This window comes from Nannocystis pusilla (assembly GCF_020073745.1).
Classification (GTDB): Bacteria; Myxococcota_A; Polyangia; order Nannocystales; family Nannocystaceae; genus Nannocystis; species Nannocystis radixulma.
In genome coordinates, this window is record NZ_JAIRAU010000059.1 from 18,970 (window position 1) to 37,776 (window position 18,807).

Annotated in this window: 10 protein-coding genes; 8 read left to right on the forward strand and 2 right to left on the reverse strand. The window is 71.6% G+C overall.

Features of this window, described 5'->3' with window-relative positions:
- The first annotated feature begins 178 nt into the window (after positions 1-178).
- From dbpA to K7C98_RS41645, 5 genes are all read left to right on the forward strand, one after another.
- On the forward strand, positions 179-1,603 hold the full coding sequence (dbpA, locus tag K7C98_RS41625) for an ATP-dependent RNA helicase DbpA (protein ID WP_224197513.1): 1,425 nt from the start codon (positions 179-181) through the stop codon (positions 1,601-1,603).
- Positions 1,600-1,842, forward strand: a complete 243-nt coding sequence (locus tag K7C98_RS41630; RefSeq protein ID WP_224197514.1) for a VF530 family DNA-binding protein — start codon at positions 1,600-1,602, stop codon at positions 1,840-1,842. The genes dbpA and K7C98_RS41630 overlap by 4 nt, the downstream gene beginning before the upstream one ends.
- A gap of 360 nt (positions 1,843-2,202) precedes the next feature.
- Positions 2,203-3,072 (forward strand): hypothetical protein, encoded by an 870-nt coding sequence (locus K7C98_RS41635; RefSeq protein WP_224197515.1) that lies wholly within the window; start codon positions 2,203-2,205, stop codon positions 3,070-3,072.
- Positions 3,073-3,816: 744 nt separating this feature from the next.
- Positions 3,817-9,723 carry an AAA family ATPase gene (locus K7C98_RS41640; RefSeq protein ID WP_224197516.1) on the forward strand — a complete coding sequence of 1,969 codons (5,907 nt, stop codon included), beginning with the start codon at positions 3,817-3,819 and terminating at the stop codon, positions 9,721-9,723.
- Positions 9,724-9,766: 43 nt separating this feature from the next.
- Positions 9,767-10,777 (forward strand): hypothetical protein, encoded by a 1,011-nt coding sequence (locus tag K7C98_RS41645; RefSeq protein WP_224197517.1) that lies wholly within the window; start codon positions 9,767-9,769, stop codon positions 10,775-10,777.
- Positions 10,778-10,880: 103 nt separating this feature from the next.
- Here K7C98_RS41645 and K7C98_RS41650 read toward each other — a convergent pair whose 3' ends face one another.
- A complete protein-coding gene (locus K7C98_RS41650; RefSeq protein ID WP_224197518.1) occupies positions 10,881-12,932 on the reverse strand; it encodes a DUF4215 domain-containing protein in 2,052 nt (683 codons plus the stop codon).
- A gap of 461 nt (positions 12,933-13,393) precedes the next feature.
- Between K7C98_RS41650 and K7C98_RS41655 the strand changes: the two genes are divergently transcribed.
- The 3 genes from K7C98_RS41655 to K7C98_RS41665 all read left to right on the forward strand — a co-directional run bounded on the left by K7C98_RS41655 (position 13,394) and on the right by K7C98_RS41665 (position 18,155).
- Positions 13,394-15,307 carry an aldo/keto reductase gene (locus K7C98_RS41655; protein WP_224197519.1) on the forward strand — a complete coding sequence of 638 codons (1,914 nt, stop codon included), beginning with the start codon at positions 13,394-13,396 and terminating at the stop codon, positions 15,305-15,307.
- Between the two features lie 89 nt (positions 15,308-15,396).
- Positions 15,397-16,728, forward strand: coding sequence for a hypothetical protein (locus tag K7C98_RS41660; protein WP_224197520.1), 1,332 nt, complete (start codon positions 15,397-15,399; stop codon positions 16,726-16,728).
- A gap of 395 nt (positions 16,729-17,123) precedes the next feature.
- Entirely contained in the window at positions 17,124-18,155 is a 1,032-nt protein-coding gene (locus K7C98_RS41665) for a hypothetical protein (RefSeq protein WP_224197521.1), read from the forward strand.
- Positions 18,156-18,215: 60 nt separating this feature from the next.
- On the opposite strand, the gene K7C98_RS41670 is transcribed toward K7C98_RS41665, so the two are convergent.
- Positions 18,216-18,530 carry a hypothetical protein gene (locus K7C98_RS41670; protein ID WP_224197522.1) on the reverse strand — a complete coding sequence of 105 codons (315 nt, stop codon included), beginning with the start codon at positions 18,528-18,530 and terminating at the stop codon, positions 18,216-18,218.
- Positions 18,531-18,807 lie beyond the last annotated feature (277 nt).

Consider the following 18,807-nt stretch of genomic DNA (forward strand, 5'->3'; position numbering starts at 1 on the left):
TCATCACACGCCGTATCATCTGCTCGGCTTCATGCGTGAGCCCGGCAGGTGTCACGGGCGCATCCTCACGGACGAGGACCACGACAGGCGTCGGCTTGCGGGGCCGTGGCCCCTGGGCTAGGGTTCGGATTCGGCCCCAGGGAGCGGGGTCCGCGCTGAATGTGGGGCCGTTGCCGGCATGACTGAAACGACGACGACACCTCGTGAACCGTCCGCGCCCACGCCGGGCGTGCAGGAGACCTTCGCCGCGCTCTCGCTGGCGCCTCCGCTCGCCCGGGCGCTCGGGGTGTTGGGCCTGTCACAAATGACGCCCGTCCAGGCGCACGCGCTGCCGAGCATGCTCGAAGGCAAGGACGTGATCGCCCAGGCCCGGACGGGCAGCGGCAAGACGGTGGCGTTCGGCCTGGCCCTGCTGGCGCGCGTCGACGTCGCCGTCGCCCGCGTGCAGGTGCTCGTGCTCTGTCCGACCCGGGAGCTCGCCGAACAGGTCGGCACCGTGGTCCGGCGACTCGCGCGGTTCATCGCCAACCTGCGGGTCGTGACCCTGTGCGGCGGCGTGCCGGTGCGGACGCAGAAGCCGGCGCTGCAAGCCGCTCCCCACGTCGTCGTCGGCACCCCGGGCCGCATCCTCGATCACCTGGCGCGCGAGAACCTCGAGCTGGCCGGCCTGCGCGTCCTGGTGCTCGACGAGGCCGATCGCATGCTCGACATGGGCTTCCTGGAGTCCATCTCCGCGGTCGTCGAACAGGCCGCGACGTCGCGGCAGACGCTGCTGTTCTCGGCGACCTATCCCGAGGACATCCGCGCCCTGAGCCGCGAGCTGCAGCGCGATCCGGTGACCGTCACGGTCGACACCGTCGTCAGCCGCGCCGACGTCGAGCAGAGCTTCTTCGCGGTCGAGCCCGCCCGCAAGCTCGACGCGCTCGCAGCCTTGCTCTCGCAGCACAGGCCCGAATCGGCGCTGGTGTTCTGCCCCACCCGCAACGATGTCCGGGAGGTCAGCGCCCGGCTCGGCAAGCGCGGCTTTTCGGTGCTGGCGCTGCACGGCGAGCTGGAACAGCGCGAGCGCGACGAGGTGCTGCTGCGCTTCGCCAACAAGAGCTGCGCCGTGCTGGTGGCGACCGATGTCGCGGCCCGCGGCCTCGACATCAAGGAGCTCTCGGCGGTCGTCTCGTGGGAGCTGCCCACCGATCCCGATGTCCATCTGCACCGGATCGGGCGCACCGGCCGCGCGGGGCACAAGGGGCGCGCGCTGGCGCTCTGCTCGCCGTTCGAGCGTGAACGGGTGGCGGCGCTCGAGCGGGCGCAGGGGGCGCCGGTACGCTGGGAAAAGTTACCCAGCGCCGACGACGACAGGCCGACGCGGCCGCCGATGACGACCTTGGTCATCGAAGGCGGCCGGCAAGACAAGCTACGCGCCGGCGACCTGCTCGGGGCGCTCACCGGTGATATCGGCCTCCCGGGCGAGGTCGTCGGAAAGATCGACATCCTGGCTCGCCATACCTACGTGGCGATCCGCAGCGACCGCGCCGAGCTGGCATTGAAGGGGCTGCGCGCCGGCAAGATCAAGGGCAGAGCGTTCCGCGCCCGGGTGCTGCGATGACGACGACGCCGAGATCCAAAGATCCGCTGCACGGGATCACCCTCGAGGCCATGGTCAACGACCTGGTGGCCTTCTTCGGCTGGGAAGAGCTCGGCCGGCGCATCTCGATCCGTTGCTTCAACAGCGATCCGAGCGTGAGCTCCAGCCTCAAATTTCTCCGCAAGACCCCCTGGGCGCGGGAGAAGGTCGAGAGCCTCTATCTCTTCGTCCAGCGCGAGCGCAAGCGGCAGAGCGTATAGCCACGGCGACCGCCGCCCCCGTTCCGCCCCGACGCCGCCCGTCCGATCGGCGCGCCGGGCCCGGTGCAGCCGTCCGGTAGCCCGCGGTACTCCTGCCTCCGGCTCGTCCGCGTTCACGAGTCGGACTGCCGACAATGCAGCGACCTGGGCTCCGGCGCGCGACATCGCGCGGATCCTCGCGGTGAGCTGGCGCGTGCGACCGATGTAGCCTCGCGGCCCACCCGCGATGGCACCAGGTTTGGCGTATTTCCCGGTGGTGGTGACGTGTCACGCTGCGATCGAGGAAAAGACAGGAGGTGAGGCGGCCGATCGGGTAGAATCCGCCGCTCCATGATAAGACGAAAAGGATTGCAGGTGTGTATGTCCGTCCTTCTGGGCGGCACCGTCAGCGTCGCGGGGCTACCCGCTTATGCGCAAGTCGCCGCCGAGCCGAGCGGGGAAGACGTGGTCAGTCTCAAGAATGGCGGGATGATCCGCGGCAAGGTCCTCGAGGTGATACCCGACGAATCCGTCACCGTCGAATCGGCGGCGACCGGGGAACGCAAGACGTTCCCGTGGGCCGAGGTCGCCGGAGTCGAGCGGGCAGGGGCCCCGGCGGCGGCGGAGGACCCGATCGCGGCCGAGCCGCCGCCCGCCGCGGGCACGCGTCTTCACATCGAGACGACGCGTCCGGCGGACGTCCAGCTGTTCGAGATCACCGGCGAGACGATCGCCACCGGTTATGTGAGCGGCGGCGGGACGGCGACGATTCGCGGGATCCACTACCGGCCGGTGTGCACGTCGCCGTGCGACAAGGTCGTCGACGGCAGCCAGGGCCAGTCGTTCTTCTTCGGCGGCCCGGGGGTGACGACGTCGAAGCGATTCGCGCTGCTCGGCCAGCCCGGAGATCTCACCGCGAAGGTCAAGCCCGGCCGAAGGGGGCTGCGCACCGGCGGGGTCATCACGATGAGCGTCGGCTTCGCCCTCGCGGTCGCCGGGGGGGTCCTGTTCGCGTTCGCCAAGCCGCGCGATCGCTACGAGGTCAATGACATGAACGAGTTCGTCAAGGTCGAGGGCGGCGACCCCAACTACGTGCCGGCGGTCGCGGTGCTCGTCAGCGGCCTGGCGCTGGTGGCCGGTGGCATCGCGATGTACGTGGTCGGCCGCACGCGCTTCGACTTCCAGCAGCGCGGGCTGGGCAAGAAGGGCCGGCTGCGCCTGAACGCCGGCGGCCTCACGGCACAGTTCTGACGACCGCGGCATGCCACGTGAACTTCGCTACACCGGGCGCACGACGCACGCGGCGGAGCCGTCGAGCCAGAGGATGGCTCGTGCGCGCCGGCTCCTCATGACGGGGTGAGCGTATCGCTACATCCCGCGCGGTGAGGGGCGCCGTCGCGGGCCCAGGGCGAGGATCGTCAGAGCGCGTGCTCGCAACGCTCGCCGCCTTCACCATTCCGAGTGTCATCAATCGGCCCGGTTCATGGGATGGCCGATGTCTCGCCATTCGACGCCGCCCCACTCGACGATCATCCTGTCATCGCCGGGGGCGGCCGGGCCGAGCCACGTGGCTCGCGGCGGTCGAGCCCGCTCGCGCGGAGGCGCTCGTGCGTCCTCATGAGCATACCATCGCCGGCGCGGCAGCCGTTGCAGGCGGAGCCACACGAGGCGCGGCGTGGTTCGATGTGGTCTTCTGGACATGTCCCATGAAATATGGGTTCATGAGACATGCCCTTGTCGCCATGGCTCGCGGCAGGCTGTCCGCGCCTCGTCTCGGCCGAGCTTTGAACGAGCTTCGAAGATGCTCCGCACGAATTGTCCAAATTTTGATCGGCGAGCCGTGGCAAGGCGTTTACCCTGGTTATGCTTGCGGACGCGTGTGTCCCCCGCAGGCGCGCCCGACACCTCTCGCAGGCCCCCGCAGGGCGACGGCCGCGTCGCAGGTCGAGCCCGCTCCTCGGGCACGTGTCTCCGGGCCAGCCAGCAAGGTCTTCGATGATCGCCGTGAGAGGCTATGCGATCCGCGGGAAGATCGAGGAGGCGCCCAATTTCACCATCTATCGCGCGCGCCGCGAGAGCGACGGTGCGCCGGTCCTGCTGAAGGTCCTGCGCGCGGAAGGATCGACCGGCGCCGAGGTCGCGCGCTTCAAGCATCAGTACGAGCGCCTCGCGCGCCTCGCGTCGCCCCGGCTCGTCACGGTGTACGGCGTCGAGGAGCTCGCCGGCGCCTTGATCGTCGTCCTCGAGGACTTCCCGAGCCGTGAGCTCGCGCGAGTCCTCGCCGCGCGCCCGTCCCACAGGATGCCCGTCAGGGAGGCCCTCGATCTCGCGGCCGCGCTCGCCGAAGGCCTCGTCGCGGTGCACGCGGCGGGGCTCGTCCACGGCGACCTGCGCCCGCACAACGTGCTGGTGGGCTCGCACGGCGAGGTCAAGATCAAGGGCTTCGGCGCCGACGCCGAGCTGACCCGCGCGCACGAGCAACTCTATGCATCGGCGGTGCTCACCGACGTGCTGCCCTACGTCTCCCCCGAGCAGACCGGCCGCATGAACCGCGGCGTCGACTACCGCACCGACTTCTACGCGCTCGGCGTCGTCCTGTACCAGGCGCTCACGGGTCTGCGCCCCTTCGAGGCCACGGACCCGATGGAGCTCATCCACGCGCACATCGCCCTCGCGCCCGCGCCGCCGCTCCGCGTCGAGCCGACGATCCCCGAGGCCGTGTCCAACGTGGTGCTCAAGCTGCTGGCGAAGAACGCCGAGGAGCGCTACCAGAGCGCCGAGGGCCTGCTCGCCGACCTCGAGCGCTGCCGCGAGGCGCTGCGCGACTCGGGGACGATCGAGCCGTTCGCCGCCGGCCAGCGCGATCGCCAGGACCTGTTCCGGATCCACCAGAAGCTCTACGGCCGTGAGCATGACATCGAGGCGCTCACCGCCGCGTTCGCGCGCGTGCTCGAGGGCAGCCGCGAGATCGTCCTCGTCTCCGGCTATTCGGGCATCGGCAAGTCCGCGCTCGTGCACGAGATCTTGAAGCCGCTCGCGCGGCAGAAGGGCTACTTCACGAGCGGAAAATTCGACCAGTACGACCGCGACGCGCCCTACATCGGGGTGATCCAGGCGTTCGACGGCCTGGTGCGCCAGATCCTCAGCGAGAGCGAGGCGCGGATCTCTCGCTGGCGGGACGCGATCCTCGAGGCGCTCGGCCCGAACGCGCAGGTCGTCTGCGACGTCATCCCGTCGCTCTCGCTCGTGATGGGCCCGCAGCCGCCGGTGCCGGCGCTCGGCCCGATCGAGGCGCAGAACCGCCTGAACCGCTGCTTCTTGCGGTTCGTCTCGGTGTTCGCCCAGGCCGACCACCCGCTGGTCCTGTTCCTCGACGATCTGCAGTGGATCGACCCCGCGAGCCTCGGGTTGGTCCGCGGGCTCCTCACCGACGATTCGCTGGCGGCGCTGTTCTTCTGCGGCGCGTATCGCGACAACGAGGTCTCGCCCGGGCACCCGCTCTTCGCGGCCATCGAGGACGCCGGGATCGTCGTGCGCAACATCGTCCTGGCCCCGCTCGCGCGCCCGCACCTGATCGAGATGCTCTCGGACAGCCTCAAGCGCAGCGACTGCGGGCCGCTGGCCGACGTGGTGCTGACGAAGACCGGCGGCAACCCGTTCTTCGTCAAGGAGTTCGTCCGGTCGCTGTACGACCACGGCGTCCTCGCGTACACGACGGGGGCGAGCTGGCGCTGGGACCTCGCCGCGATCGACGCGCTCGGGTACACGGACAACGTCGTCGACCTCATGGTGCGGACGATCGAGCGCCTGCCTCCGGCGACGGTGAAGGCGCTCCGGCTCGCCGCGGCGATCGGCGACCGCTTCGACCTCGACCTGCTCGCCGCGGTGAGCGAATGCTCGCCGAAGGACGCGTACGCGCGCCTCGATCCCGCGGTGAGCGAGGGGCTCGTGATCGCCGGGCGCGAGGTCTACCGCTTCGCCCACGACAAGGTCCGGGAGGGCGCCTACGCGATGATCCCGGAGGCGGAGCGGCCCGCGTTCCACCTGCGGATCGGCCGGCTGCTCGCGGCCAGGGTGGACCTCTCGGACAGTCAGAGCCTGTTCGACGTCGTCGGCCACTTCAACAGCGCCGGCGACCTCGTGTCGGACGCCGCGGAGCGGCTGTTTCTCGCGCGCCTGAGCCTCGACGCCGCGGGCCGGGCCGAGGACTCGGCGGCCTTCGGCGCCGCGCTGCGCTACCTGCAGTTCGGCCTCCGGCGCCTGCCGGAGGACGCCTGGACGTCGCAGTACCCGCTGCGCCTCGCGTACGCGAAGAAGACCGCGCTCATGCTCGCGCTCTCCGGCCGGCACGACGACGCGCTTGCGATCCTCTCCGATTGTCTGGAGCGGGTCGCGAGCCGGCTCGAGCGCACCGAGGTGCTGCGGCTCAAGATGACCGTGCAGGTGCTGAAGAACGACCTGCCCGCCGCGCTCGCGGAGGGGCTCGCCGCGCTGCGCCCGTTCGGGCTCGACCTGCCGCTCTTCCCCGACCAGGCCACGGTCGACGTCCAGATCGGCGCGACCATGGAGCTGATCCGCGAGCGGACGCTCGAGGCGCTGCCGGGCCTGCCGCCGCTGAGCGACCCGGAGATCGGCGCCATGCAGGACGTGCTGCTGGAGCTGTTCGTCCCCTGCTACTTCCTGGCCTCGCGCAACCTCGGCATCACCGTCGCCAAGATCCTCGAGAACACGTTCCGCCACGGCCTGTCGCGGACGGCGATCTACGGCTGCGTGCTCTTCGGGATGTTCCTGTGCGCGCGCGGGGACATCGAGCTCGGCTATCGGCTCGGGCGAGCCGCGGTGGGGCTCGCCGAGCGGTACGCGGACAGGAAGTCCGAGCCGCTGCTCTGCAACATGTGGGGCGCCTTCATCCAGCACTGGAAGGAGGGCTACGTGGCCTACAGGGAGCCGCTGCGCGCCGGCATCCACGCGGGGCTCGAGACCGGCCAGTACATCTGGGCGTTCTACAACACGGTCAACCTGATCACGAACAGCTTCCTGCGCGGCCTCCCGCTCTCCGACCTCGTCGCCGAGGCGCGGAGCGACCAGCCGATATGCAAGCTCGACCGGTCCAACGCCATCACCTGGATAGTCGGCGCGGTCCGACAGCTCGCGCACCAGCTCTCGGTCGCGACGCCGCGCCCGGCCGCGCTCAAGGGCGAGTGGATCGACATCGACGAGGTCGTGGCGGAGGCCCGCCGGATCGACAACCAGGCCGTACTCTTCTTCGCCCACTTCTACATCGTGCTCCTCGGCGTGTTCCAGGGCGCGTTCGAGGACGCGGCGCGCGTCGCCCTCACGCTGAACACCGAGATCCCGGGCATCGCCGCCTGGCACGGCAACCCGGCGTTTCATTTCTACGCCGGCGTGGCGCTCACTCGGGCGGCGGAGACCGTCTCCCCGGAGGAGCGCGCGCTGTTCCTCGCCCGCGCGCGGTCCTTCGCCGAAAAACTGTCGCGCTGGGCGGAGCTGTGCCCGGACAACCTGGCGCACCGCAGCGCCTTGCTGGGCGCCGAGCTCGAGCGCGCCTGCGGTGACGCGCGCGCCGCAGGCGATCGCTACGACGAGGCGATCGCCCTCGCGCAGCGCGGCGGCTACCTCCACGACGAGGCGCTCGCCAACGAGCTCGCGGGCCTCGCCTTCTGCGCTCGCGGCAAGACCACCATCGCCCGCGCCTACGTCAGCGAGGCGCACAGGGCCTACGGCCGATGGGGCGCGACCGAGGCGATGCGGCGCCTCGAACGCTCGTACCCCGAGCTCATCCCCGCCGAGCTGCTCGCCGCGCCCGTCAGGGCCGCGCTCGACATCGGCTCGGTGCTCAAGGCCACCCGGGCCATCTCCGGCGAGATCGTCCTCGACCGCCTGCTCGACGCGCTCATGCGCGTCCTGGTCGAGAACGCCGGCGCGCGGCGCGGCGTGCTGCTGCTTTTGCACGACGGACGGCTCGTCGTCGAGGCCGAGCACCGGATCGGCGAGGCGGCCGTCCACGTGATCGGTGCGACGCCTCTCGAGGGTCGCCCGGACCTGCCGCGCAGCGTCATCACGTACGTGGCGCGGACGCGCGAGCCCGTGCTCCTCGACGATCGCGCGAGCGACGGGCCGTTCGGGCGCGATCCCAGCTTCGCCGGCGCCGCCCCGTGCTCCTCGCTCGCCGCCCCGATCGTCTACAAGGGCCGCCTGGCCGGCATCATCTACCTCGAGAACGACCTCACCCGCGCCGCCTTCACCCCCGACCACGTGGAATTCATCCGCCTGCTCTCGGCCCAGGCGGCCATCTCCATCGAGAACGCGCGCCTCTACACCGACCTGCAGCAGGAGAACGCGGAGCGCCGGCGCGCGGAGGCGTTCTTGCGCGAGAATCAGACGCTCCTCCAATCCATCGTCGACAACACGACCGCCGTGGTGTTCGCCAAGGATCTGGCGGGCCGCTACACGCTCGTCAACCGCGGGTTCGAACAGCTGTTCCACATCAGCCGCGGGGAGGCGATCGGCAAGACCGACCACGAGCTGTTCCCGCGCGAGCACGCCGACGTGTGGCGGGCCAACGATCTCTTCGTGATCGAGCAGGGCCGACTCGTGGAGGTCGAGGAGGTCGCGCCCGACGGCGACGCCCCGCGCACGTACGTGTCCTTCAAGTTCCCGCTCCGCGATCCCGCCGGCAAGCCCGACGGCATCTGCGGGATCTCGACCGACATCACCGCCCGCAAGCGGGCCGAGGAGGTGCTGCGCCGCTCCTACTCGCTGCTCGAGGCCACGCTCGAATCGACGGCGGACGGCATCCTCGTCGTCGACCACGCGCAGCGCATCGTCCGTTACAACCGCAGGTTCGCGGAGATGTGGCGCCTCCCGGCCGCCGTCCTCGCCACCGGGTCCGCCGACGTGTGCCGCCGGTACGTCTGCGATCAGCTGTGCGATCCGGACGCGTTCTTGCGCGAGATCCACGCCCTCCACGCCACGCCCGAGGAGAGCCGCACCACGATCATCTCGTTCATCGACGGGCGGGTCTTCGAGCGTTACTCGCAGCCGCAACGCCTCGGGGAGCGCGTGGTCGGGCGGGTCTGGAGCTTCCGCGACGTCACCGCGCGCGTGCAGGCCGAGCGGCAGCGCGATCAACTCCTCATGGGCGAGCGGCGCGCGCGGGCGGCGGCGGAGGAGGCCGTCCGCCAGCGGGACGACTTCCTCTCCATCGCCTCGCACGAGCTCCGCACCCCGCTCACCAGCCTGCAGCTCGCCATTCAATCGCTGGAGAAGCGGCTCTCGCGGGGCCTCGAGGTCGAGCGCGTGCGAGCGGCGGTCGCCCTCTCCAGCCGTCAGGTCCAGCGCCTCGCCGACCTCGTCGACATGCTCCTCGACGTCTCCCGGATCCAGGCGGGGCGGCTCGATCTGCACACGGCGCCCGTCGATCTGCGCGAGTTGGTCGCCGAGACCGTCAGCCAGTTCGACGACCAGCTGGCGCAGTCGGGCAGCACGCTGGCCGTGCGCGCGGACCAGCCGGTCGTCGGTCAGTGGGATCGCTATCGCCTCGAGCAGGTCGTGACCAACCTCGTCGCCAACGCGATCAAGTTCGGGGAGCACGGGCCGATCGAGATCGCCGTCACGGCGGAACGCGGGGTCGCGCGGCTGTGCGTGACCGACCACGGGATCGGGATCCCGGCCGAGGTGCAGGCCCAGCTGTTCACACGATTTCGCCGCGGCGTCTCGTCGCGGCACTACGGGGGGCTCGGCCTCGGCCTCTATATCTCTCGCACCATCGTCGAGGCGCACGGCGGGCGGATCTGCCTGTCGAGCCAGGTCGACCGGGGCTCGACCTTCTGCGTCGAGCTGCCGCTGGCGACCGCGGGCGCGCGCGAGGGCCACGGATGATCTTCTCCGGGCCCGAGCGATGACGCGGTACCATGCGCGCATCATGCCCCGCTGTCGCCCCGTCGCCGCATGGACCGTCACTGTCTTCATCGCCTGCGGCGGGACCGGCTCGCCCGGCGACACCGCCAGCCCGACGGTGGACACCGGCGCGGGCACCTCCGGAGCCGAGACCGGCAGCACCACCGCGGCGCCGCCGACCTCGAGCGCCGACGCGACCACCACGTCGAGCACCGACGCGGGCACCTCGACCTCCGGGACCACGACCGAGGCCGAGCCCGTGCTGCCGGCGATGCTGCCGAAGCCGACCGGCACCTGTCCTGCGCTCACCGACGGCGACGTCATGTTCGCGCCTGCCGGCATCGAGCCGCGCGCCGTGCGGATGTGGCTCTCGGACGCCGCCGCGACCATGGACGGCCCGCTCGTGTTCTACTGGCACGGGACCGGCAGCCAGCCGATGGAGGCCACCTACGGGCTCGGCGAGGCGTACGTCGAGCAGGTCGTGGCGCAGGGCGGCATCATCGCCGCGCCCTATCACGACCCCGCCGCCGGCGACTTCCCGTGGTGGCTGGTCCTCGGCTCGCGTGAGGACGACCTGATCCTCGCCGACGAAGTGCTCGCCTGCGCGATCGAACAGCTCGGCGTCGACGTGCGCCGGATCCACGCCGCGGGCATGAGCGCCGGCGGCCTGCAGACCGCGCAGATGAGCTTTCGCCGCTCCGGCTACATCGCCAGCGTCGTGCCCTATTCCGGCGGAATCCTCGTCACGCCGCCCGACCAGGACCCGAGCAACCCGCTCGCGGCGATGATCTTCCACGGCGGCGTCGGCGACAAGGTCGTGATCAGCTTCAAGGACGCCAGCGAGACCTACAAGGCCGCGATCGAGGCGCGCGGCGGCTTCGCCTTCATCTGCGATCACGGCATGAATCACAGCATCCCCCAGGGCGACGCGCAGGCCGGGGTGTGGAATTTCTTCCACGATCACCCGTTCGGCACCAAGCCCTCGCCCTACCAGGACGGCCTGCCCGCCGGCTTCCCCGGCTACTGCGCGCTCTGAAGCGGGCTCGCTGTCTGTTCTTCGCGCGCCGGCCGGCCCCGTGAGGTCGGCTCCGTGGCGCCGCCGTGGCACCACGGGCCTGGTCTTCACAGGGGGCGAGGGTTCACTTCTCGAAGCAGTACAGGCGCCGGCCGGCACCGCACATGACGGGGTCTCCGGCGTCGCTCCAGCTCGCAGTGGTGGCGTCGGCCTGGCCGAAGTCGCCGAGTTGTAATGCGCTGGAGGTGGTCCAGGCGTTGCAGTTGGCACTGGTGGCGTTGCCGGATGCGGTGGTGCCGGTCCAGGCATCCTGGGGGCCAACGGCGGCGCCGAACTCGTCGATGGCGATGGGGGCGTCGAGCGAGTTGTCGAGCAGGTCCGCGAAGTTGTCGGCGATGAGCGTGGCGTCGAGGCGCTGGTAACCCAGCGGCCACGGGGTGATGCGGCTCTGCGCGCTGCTGGCGGCGGTGCTGACCCACGCCTCCCAGGTGCCGCCGAGCGACGCCGCGTCGGCGCGGGCCTGACACTTCGACCTGGCCCCGTTGACGCCGCCGAGATTGCCGTTGTAGCTCGTGCTGGTGACGAACACGCGCTTGGGGGCGGTGCAGTTGGCGTTGCAGCCGTCGCCGTCGTCGGTGTTGCCGTCGTCGCATTGCTCGTGCCCGCCCCACACGACGCCGTCGCCGCAGCTGGCGGCTTCGCAGGTGGGGAGGCAGGCGTCGGTCGCCACGAGGTTGGCGTCGTCGCAGTCCTCGCCGGACTGGGTGAAGCCGTCGCCGCAGACCGGCAGCAGGCAGGCGAGGGTGCAGTCGCCGGTGTTGCTGTTGCCCGCGCCGAGGTCGCACTGCTCGCCGGCCTGGACGAAGCCGTCGCCGCAGGTCGACAGCTTGCAGACGTTGGTGCACGCGTCCTCGTTGCTGGCGTTGCCGTCGTCGCAGGCCTCGCCGGGCCCGACGAAGCCGTCGCCGCAGAAGGCGAGGGTGCAGTCGAGCTTGCACGCCTGGTCGTCGCCGTTGGCCGGGCCGTCGTCGCACTGCTCCCACGCCGGCCACACGTGGCCGTCGCCGCACAGGGCTTCCATGCAGCTCAGCGTGCAGGCGCCGCTGTCGCTGTTGGCGGGGCCGTCGTCGCAATGCTCGCCGAGGCTGGCCTGCGGGTAGCCGTCGCCGCACGCCGGCAGGGCGCAGGCGTCGGTGCAGCCGTCGTCCTGCTCGCCGTTCATGCCGTCGTCGCAGGCCTCGCCCGCGTCGACGACGAGGTTGCCGCACTCCTCGAGCGTGCACGTCGGGCTGCAGCCGTCGCCCTCGGCGACGCCGCCGTCGTCGCAGGCCTCGCCCGGACCGAGGTCGCCGTCGCCGCAGACGTTGAGGGTGCAGTCGGCGAGGCAGGCGTGACCGGGGCCGTTGGCGTCGCCCTCGTCGCACTGCTCGCTGCCGCTGCCCTGATCGTGGACGAGGCCGTCGCCGCAGGTCGCGGGCGCGCAGGCCAGCGTGCAGTCGCCGCCGTCGCTGTTCTCGCCGCCCTCGTCGCATTGCTCGCCGCCGTCGGGCTGCAGGTGGCCGTCGCCGCAGGCCGCCGCGGTGCAGGCGGAGGTGCACTGGTCGGTGTCGACGGGGTTGCCGTCGTCGCACTCTTCGGTGGCCTGGACGATGCCGTCGCCGCAGGTGGCGACGGTGCACGCATTGGTGCAGGCGTCGGCGTCGTCGCTGTTGCCGTCGTCGCAGCCCTCCATCGGGCCGACGAGGCCGTCGCCGCACACGGCGAGCGTGCAATCGAGCTTGCACGCGGCGTGGTCGCCGTTGCTCGCGCCGTTGTCGCAGGCCTCGTCGGGGCCGATGTCGCCGTCGCCGCAGACGTTGACGCTACAGTCGGCGCGACAGGCCTCGCCCGGGCCGTTGCCGGGTCCGTCGTCGCACTCCTCGGTCGGGCCGACGTCGAGGTCGCCGCACACGTTGAGCTGACAATTGCTGCGACAGGCCTGGCCTGGCCCGTTGCCGGGGCCGTCGTCACATTGCTCGCCGAAGCCGAGCTGGCCGTCGCCGCACTGCGTCGCGGGCGGGAGGCCGGAGACATTGACGGTGATCTCGACGGTGCTGTCGCAGCCGCCGAGGAGCGCGGTGACGAGCAGGCACAGGGCGGGGCGACGCGCGCCCGGGATCGCGAAGTTCTTCGACATGTTTTGGTTCCGATCGATCGACTGGTTGGACAAACAGGACGAGGCGTCGCCACGCCGCGCCCGGTCCGAGCATGCGTCAGCCGCTGGAATTATTCGACGAGCGCCGATGTGCGGTGGCGCGAGGATCTGAACTTCAGGCCATGTGGGACCGAGTGCCGCGACCAGGCATTTCGCTCCCACCTCGCCACGCAGGCCGCGTTACCCGGCGATTACAGGTCGTGAGGCCCGGTGGATCGCGGCGCGAGGAACGAGCAAAATGCCACGGCCACGGCCATGGGGACGGACCGCCGACCTCCTCGGCCGCGGGTGAACGCCCGCAGGCGAAGCGCTCGCGCCGCGCGTGAACCACCGACTGCGAGTTCGGGCGCCAGCCTCGCGCGGCGAGCGTGCGCCGGGGGTGTGCGCGATTCGCCGCGCCGCGGTTGCCTCCGGCCTGGAATCGTTGCTATGCCACGGATCCCGTGAGCACCACCACTTCCCTCCATGGCGTCCTCGGTACCCTCGAAGTCCCGCTCGGGCTCGGTCTCCTTCGGCTGTCGACCGAGGGGCGTCCGGCCGAGGCGGACGCGATCGAGGTCATTCACTTCGCGCTCGACCAGGGCATCCGGCTGCTCGACACGGCCGACTCGTACGCGCTGAGCGACAGCGACCTGCACTACGGCGAGCACCTCGTGCGCAAGGCGCTGGCCGGCTGGAGCGGCCCGCGCGAGCAGGTCCGCGTGGTCACCAAGGCCGGCCTGGCCCGGCCGAAGGGCAAGTGGGTGCCGAACGGCCGCCGCGAGCACCTGCGCAAGATGGTCGAGGGCAGCCTCAAGGCGCTCGGCGTCGAGCGGATCTTCATGCTGCTGCTGCACGCCAACGACCCGAAGACGCCGCTCGAGGAGAGCCTGGCGGCGCTGGCCGAGCTGCAGAAGGAGGGGAAGATCGAGCACCTCGGGCTGTCCAACACCTCGATCGCCGAGGTGCGGCAGGCGGAGCGCCACTTCAAGGTGCAGGCGATCCAGAACGAGCTCAGCGTGATCGACCGCAGCAGCGGGGTCGAGGGAATGGTGGCACTGGCGCGGAGTATGAACATTCCGTTCCTGGCCCACCGGCCGCTCGGCGGGCACGCGAAGGTCGGCAACCTGCTCAAGAACCGCGCGGTCAAGCCGATCGCGGCCCGCCACGGGGTGACGCCGCACGAGGCGGCCCTGGCGGCGCTGCTCGACCTCGGGCCGCCGGTCGTGCCGCTGTTCGGCGCGACCCGGCGCGCCAGCGTCGAGTCGACGCTGCGCGCCCTGAAGGTGCCGTTCGAGGCCCGCGACCGCGCCGACCTCGCGAGCAAGATTACGTTCCAGCCGACGCCCGAGGCGCTGGCGAGCACGGCGCCGCCGGTGGTGCCGGCGGGGCTGCGCGCATTGGTGGCAGGCGAGGGGCCCGGCGACGAGCCCGAGGTGGTGGTGATGATGGGCGTGCAGGGGGCCGGCAAATCGTCGGAGGTGGCGCGCTACCTCGAACGCGGCTACGCGCGGCTCAACCGCGACCTGATCGGCGGCGACCTCGACGGCCTGGTGCCGAAGCTCGGCGAGCTGCTGGCGGCGGGGCAGCGGCGGGTTGTGCTCGACAACACCTACGCGACGCGGGTGTCGCGGTACCCGGTGATCCGCATGGCCCACGCGCACGGGGTGCCGGTCCGCTGCCGCTTCCTCGCCACGCCGATCGACGAGGCCTACGCCAACGTGGTGCTGCGGATCCTCGAGCGCTACGGCAAGCTGCTCGGGCCCGACGAGCTCAAGGAGCTGGCGAAGGACGACCCCAACCTGCCGCCGCCGGCGGCGATGGCGAAGTGGGCCGCCAGCTTCGAGGCGCCGCACGTCGACGAGGGCTTCGGCGCGGTCGAGGAGGTCCCGTTCGTCCGCCGCGTCGACCCGCAGTTCACCGGCAAGGGCCTGCTGCTCGACGTCGACGGCACGCTGCGCAAGACGAAGAGCGGCGAGATCTTCCCGCGCAGCGCCGACGACGTCGAGCTGCTGCCGAACCGCCGCGAGGTGCTGCAGCGGTGGGTCGACGAGGGCTACAAGTTGTTCTTCGTGTCCAACCAGAGCGGGGTGTCGTCGCAGACGGTCACCAAAGAGGCGGTCGAGGCCGCGTTCGCGCGGACGATCGCGCTGCTCGACCTGCCGGTGACCGAGGTGATGTATTGCCCGCACCCGGCGTTCCCGGCCGGCTGCTTCTGCCGCAAACCGCTGCCCGGGCTGGGCGTGTCGCTGGTCCAGCGCCACGGCCTCGCGCGCGAGGCGGTCATCATGGTCGGCGACATGGACAGCGACCGCGACTTCGCGCGCGCGCTCGGGGTCAAGTACGCCGACGCGCACGAGTTCTTCGCGGCGAAGTGAGGCCGCGCGGTCACGAGCGGGCGCGCGGGGCGGACCCGCGCGCCCGGAGCTTGCGGGACGGACGCCGCCGATCGATCATCGGGAGAAGCATGATCGACGCATCCGAGCTGGCGGCGCTGCACGAGCGGTGGCGCAGCCTGTGTGACCAGCCGGGCCGCGACGACGTGGCGCTGGCGATCGCGGAGCCGTTCCAGCGCGACGTCGCGGAGGCGTGCGAGGTGTTGGCGGCGGCGACGGAGATGCCGACGCGGGCGGCGGCGATCGGACGGATCTTGCGCGGGGTGCTGGTGCTGCAGTGGATGCGCGAGCGAAAGCCGGTCCGGCCCGGTCCCTACGCGATCGAGCTGCGGCAGCGGCTCGCCGGCGACGCGCTGCCGGACGAAGACGAGGCGGTCGACGAGGAGGAGGTGGCGCCGGGCTCGATCGATCCGAGCGATCCATACCTGCCGTGGCGCCTCGAGGAGCTGGCCGAGGTGGTGCCGCCGTCCAGCCGCGCGGCGGTGGTCGATCGCGCGATCGAGGCGTTCGCCGCGATCGCCCTGGCGCCGATCGATCCGGGCAACGACCCGGGGCCGTTCGCCGCGATGGCGCACTGGATGGACCTCGACCAGGTGCGCCGGGCGATCGCGGTGAGCGAGCGGATGGCCACCGCCGATTGGGGCCACCAGCTGAGCCAGGCGCGCGCGTACCTGTACACGCAGCTGGCCGCGCTCGGCCGCGTCGACGAGGCCGAGCGCCTGCTGCCGGCGATCGCCGACGCGGTGGTCCGCGCCGACGCGCACGGGCAGATCATCGGCCATCGCGTGGCCCACGGCCTCGCGTGGTCGCTCCCCGAGGGCGTGGTGTGGTCCGAGGACGCGCTGTACCTGCGCTTCATCGTCGGGCTGACGCACGTGCTGACGCCGCCGGAGCGGGCGCCGCCGGAGACGCTGCTGCGCCGCTGCCTCGAGCGGGCGTGCGCGCAGGGCGAGGCCGATCTGCGCAACGCGTCGCTGCAGGTGCTGGTGGACAGCTGGTGCGGCGAGGGGCCGATGGAGGCCTGGGCCCTGCGAGTGCGCGAGTACGCGAGCGGGCGCGAGCAGATCGAGATGCTGCTGCTGCTGGCCGCACAGCGGCAGGCCGAGCCGGAGGCGCGCTCGCTCGTCCGCCTGGCGATCGAGCGGCTGATCGGGCCGGAAGTGCTGCGCCACGGGCCGTGGTTCGACGAGCTGTGGGCGGCACGGGCGATCGTTCGCCCGGCGGAGGCGACGGACGTGTTCATCCGGGTGATGCGGCACGCGAGCACCGACCCGCGCGCGTGGGTGTTGTCGCGGCTGCACGCCTCGTACGAGTTCGTCGAGTTCGTGCGCTGGATCGGCGGCGACGAGGCGCTCGCGGCGGGGGTCCGGGCGCTCGACGAGGCGGCCGCGCTGCTGGCTTGAGCTGTGATGCGTGACGGCGGCCTGTCTTGAGGGACAGGCGCGCGGAGATCGTCGCCGGCGAGGTCACGCGGAGGCCGCTCGACGTCGCGAGCCGGCGGTCCCCGCGGCGGGCGAACTCTGTTCGGCAAGGCCGCTCCATGCCGCGGGACCGCGGCGACGGCGTGGATGCGCGAGGCGGCGCGGCGCGGGCGGCTCGACGGCGCCGCGGACGGCCTGTACGCTCGCCGCGTGATCGGCCCGGTCGCGGCTCGCTCGGGGCAGGCGCCGGCCTGGCGCGAGGGCTTCTGCGGCCGTTGTGGCGGCTTCTTCGCGGCGGGGGCGAAGGAGTGTCCGCGCTGTCACACGGCGCCGGCCGTGCTGTCGGGGGAGGAGGCGAAGCGACGCGCCCGCGATCGGTGCTGGGGTGGATCTGGTTCGCGTTCTCGGCGCTGTTCGTCGCGGGCCTCGTCGTGGGGGTGGCCGCCCCGCTCGGCTGGTACCTGTGGAAGTCGGTGAGCAAGGAGTCGTGGCGGGTGTTCGAGGCGGTCGCGGTGGCGATCACGATCGGGTTCTTCGGCTGCGTGCTCTATAGGATAGTAGCGATAATGGCAGGCGGGCTGGTGTGGAGCCTGCGCCGGACCTGGCACTGTCGCAGCGACGACGGCCTGGTGTACGGAGCGATGGCGGCGCTCGCCGGTCGGGTGTTCCGCGGCCACGGCGTGTGGGCGTTCCGCTGCCGCGACATCGCGATCGGGGAAGATCCGCCGAGCGCGAGCGAGGTCGAGGCGGCCGGGCCGGCGGCGGTCGCTCGCGAGCTCGAGGCGATCGTGCCGGCGACGATCTTTCCCAGGACGATCGCGTTCGGTGCGACGCACGTCCTGGTGCTGGCCGCAGCCCTGCACCTCGGCGCGCATGGGGTGGTCCGCTACGCGATCGCCAGCGACAGCCGGTGGCGACGCACGGGCCGCGGCCAGCGTGTGACGCGAGAGCTGGACGTCGCGCCGGACGCCGCCGGAAAGCGCAGCGACGAGTACATCCGGGTCCGCCGCGGCGAGGGTGAGCCGCCGCAGGAGGCGATCGCGCGGCTCATGCTGGCGGACATCGAGCGATTCGCTGCGGCGCCCGCGGACCGAGAGGTGTCTCGAGGGACAGGCGGCAGCGAGCGCGCCGATCCGTACCGCGGCGCTCCGCCGGTCGCGGCTGCGCGGGCGACCTGGCGCCTGTCGTTGTTCTCCTGCGAACTGCGCGAGGAGCTGAAGCGCCGTAGCGACGCGCCCGAGCCGGAGGCGCCCGGGGAGGCGGCGGCGCTGGCCCGCCGGCTGGCGGCGGGAGTGTACGCGCATCCGCGGCTGGCGCTCACGCTGCTCGAGATCGGCGAGCACTTTCAGCGCGCGATGGAGCCGCCCGACCGGCGTGTCCTCGACGGAATGCGCATCTGTCACCGGTAGACACGGCCGTCTCCGACCTCGACCAGAGGGAGCAGGTCGACCCGGGGCGCGGGTCGAGCGTCAATCGCAGCGGCAGTAGAGGCAGCCAGGATGGTGTTCGCCCCAGCCGCAGTAGCCGTTCCACCCGGTGTTGCTGCAGACGCAGCCTTGATGCTCGTATTTGCAGCCGTCGAGCGCGCAGCGCGGGAGCTCCTCGTCGGATGCGTTCGGCGGGTCGAGTCGGTCGGAGGGTTCGTCCTTTTCGGCCGAGTCCGCCGACGGCACGTCGTCCGGTGCGAGCGGCTGGGCCCCGGGGTCGATCGGGGCTGCCGTCGCCTCGTAGATGCCGAGAGTGAATGCAGTGGTGGCGACACAGACGAGTACTTCGATTCTCATGGGTCGTTCTCGCGTCCCTCTGTGGAGTCCTCGCCTCTTCGCGGCCGTGACCGACGCCACATCGGAGCCGTCGCGGGGCGGCGATGCGACTCGGGGAGCCGCGCGTCCGACAACCGCTCGCGGCAGTGGGAGGATGGCGGCCCTGGCGATCCCGCTGCGTGCCGGGCGGCCGTCGGTGGCGGCGCGCTCCGGTGACGCCGGACAGGGCGAGCGCGCGGCGCGGGACGGCGGTCGGGCGGGGCGCTGTCGTGAAGCGAAAGGCGCAGCGGCGGGCTCA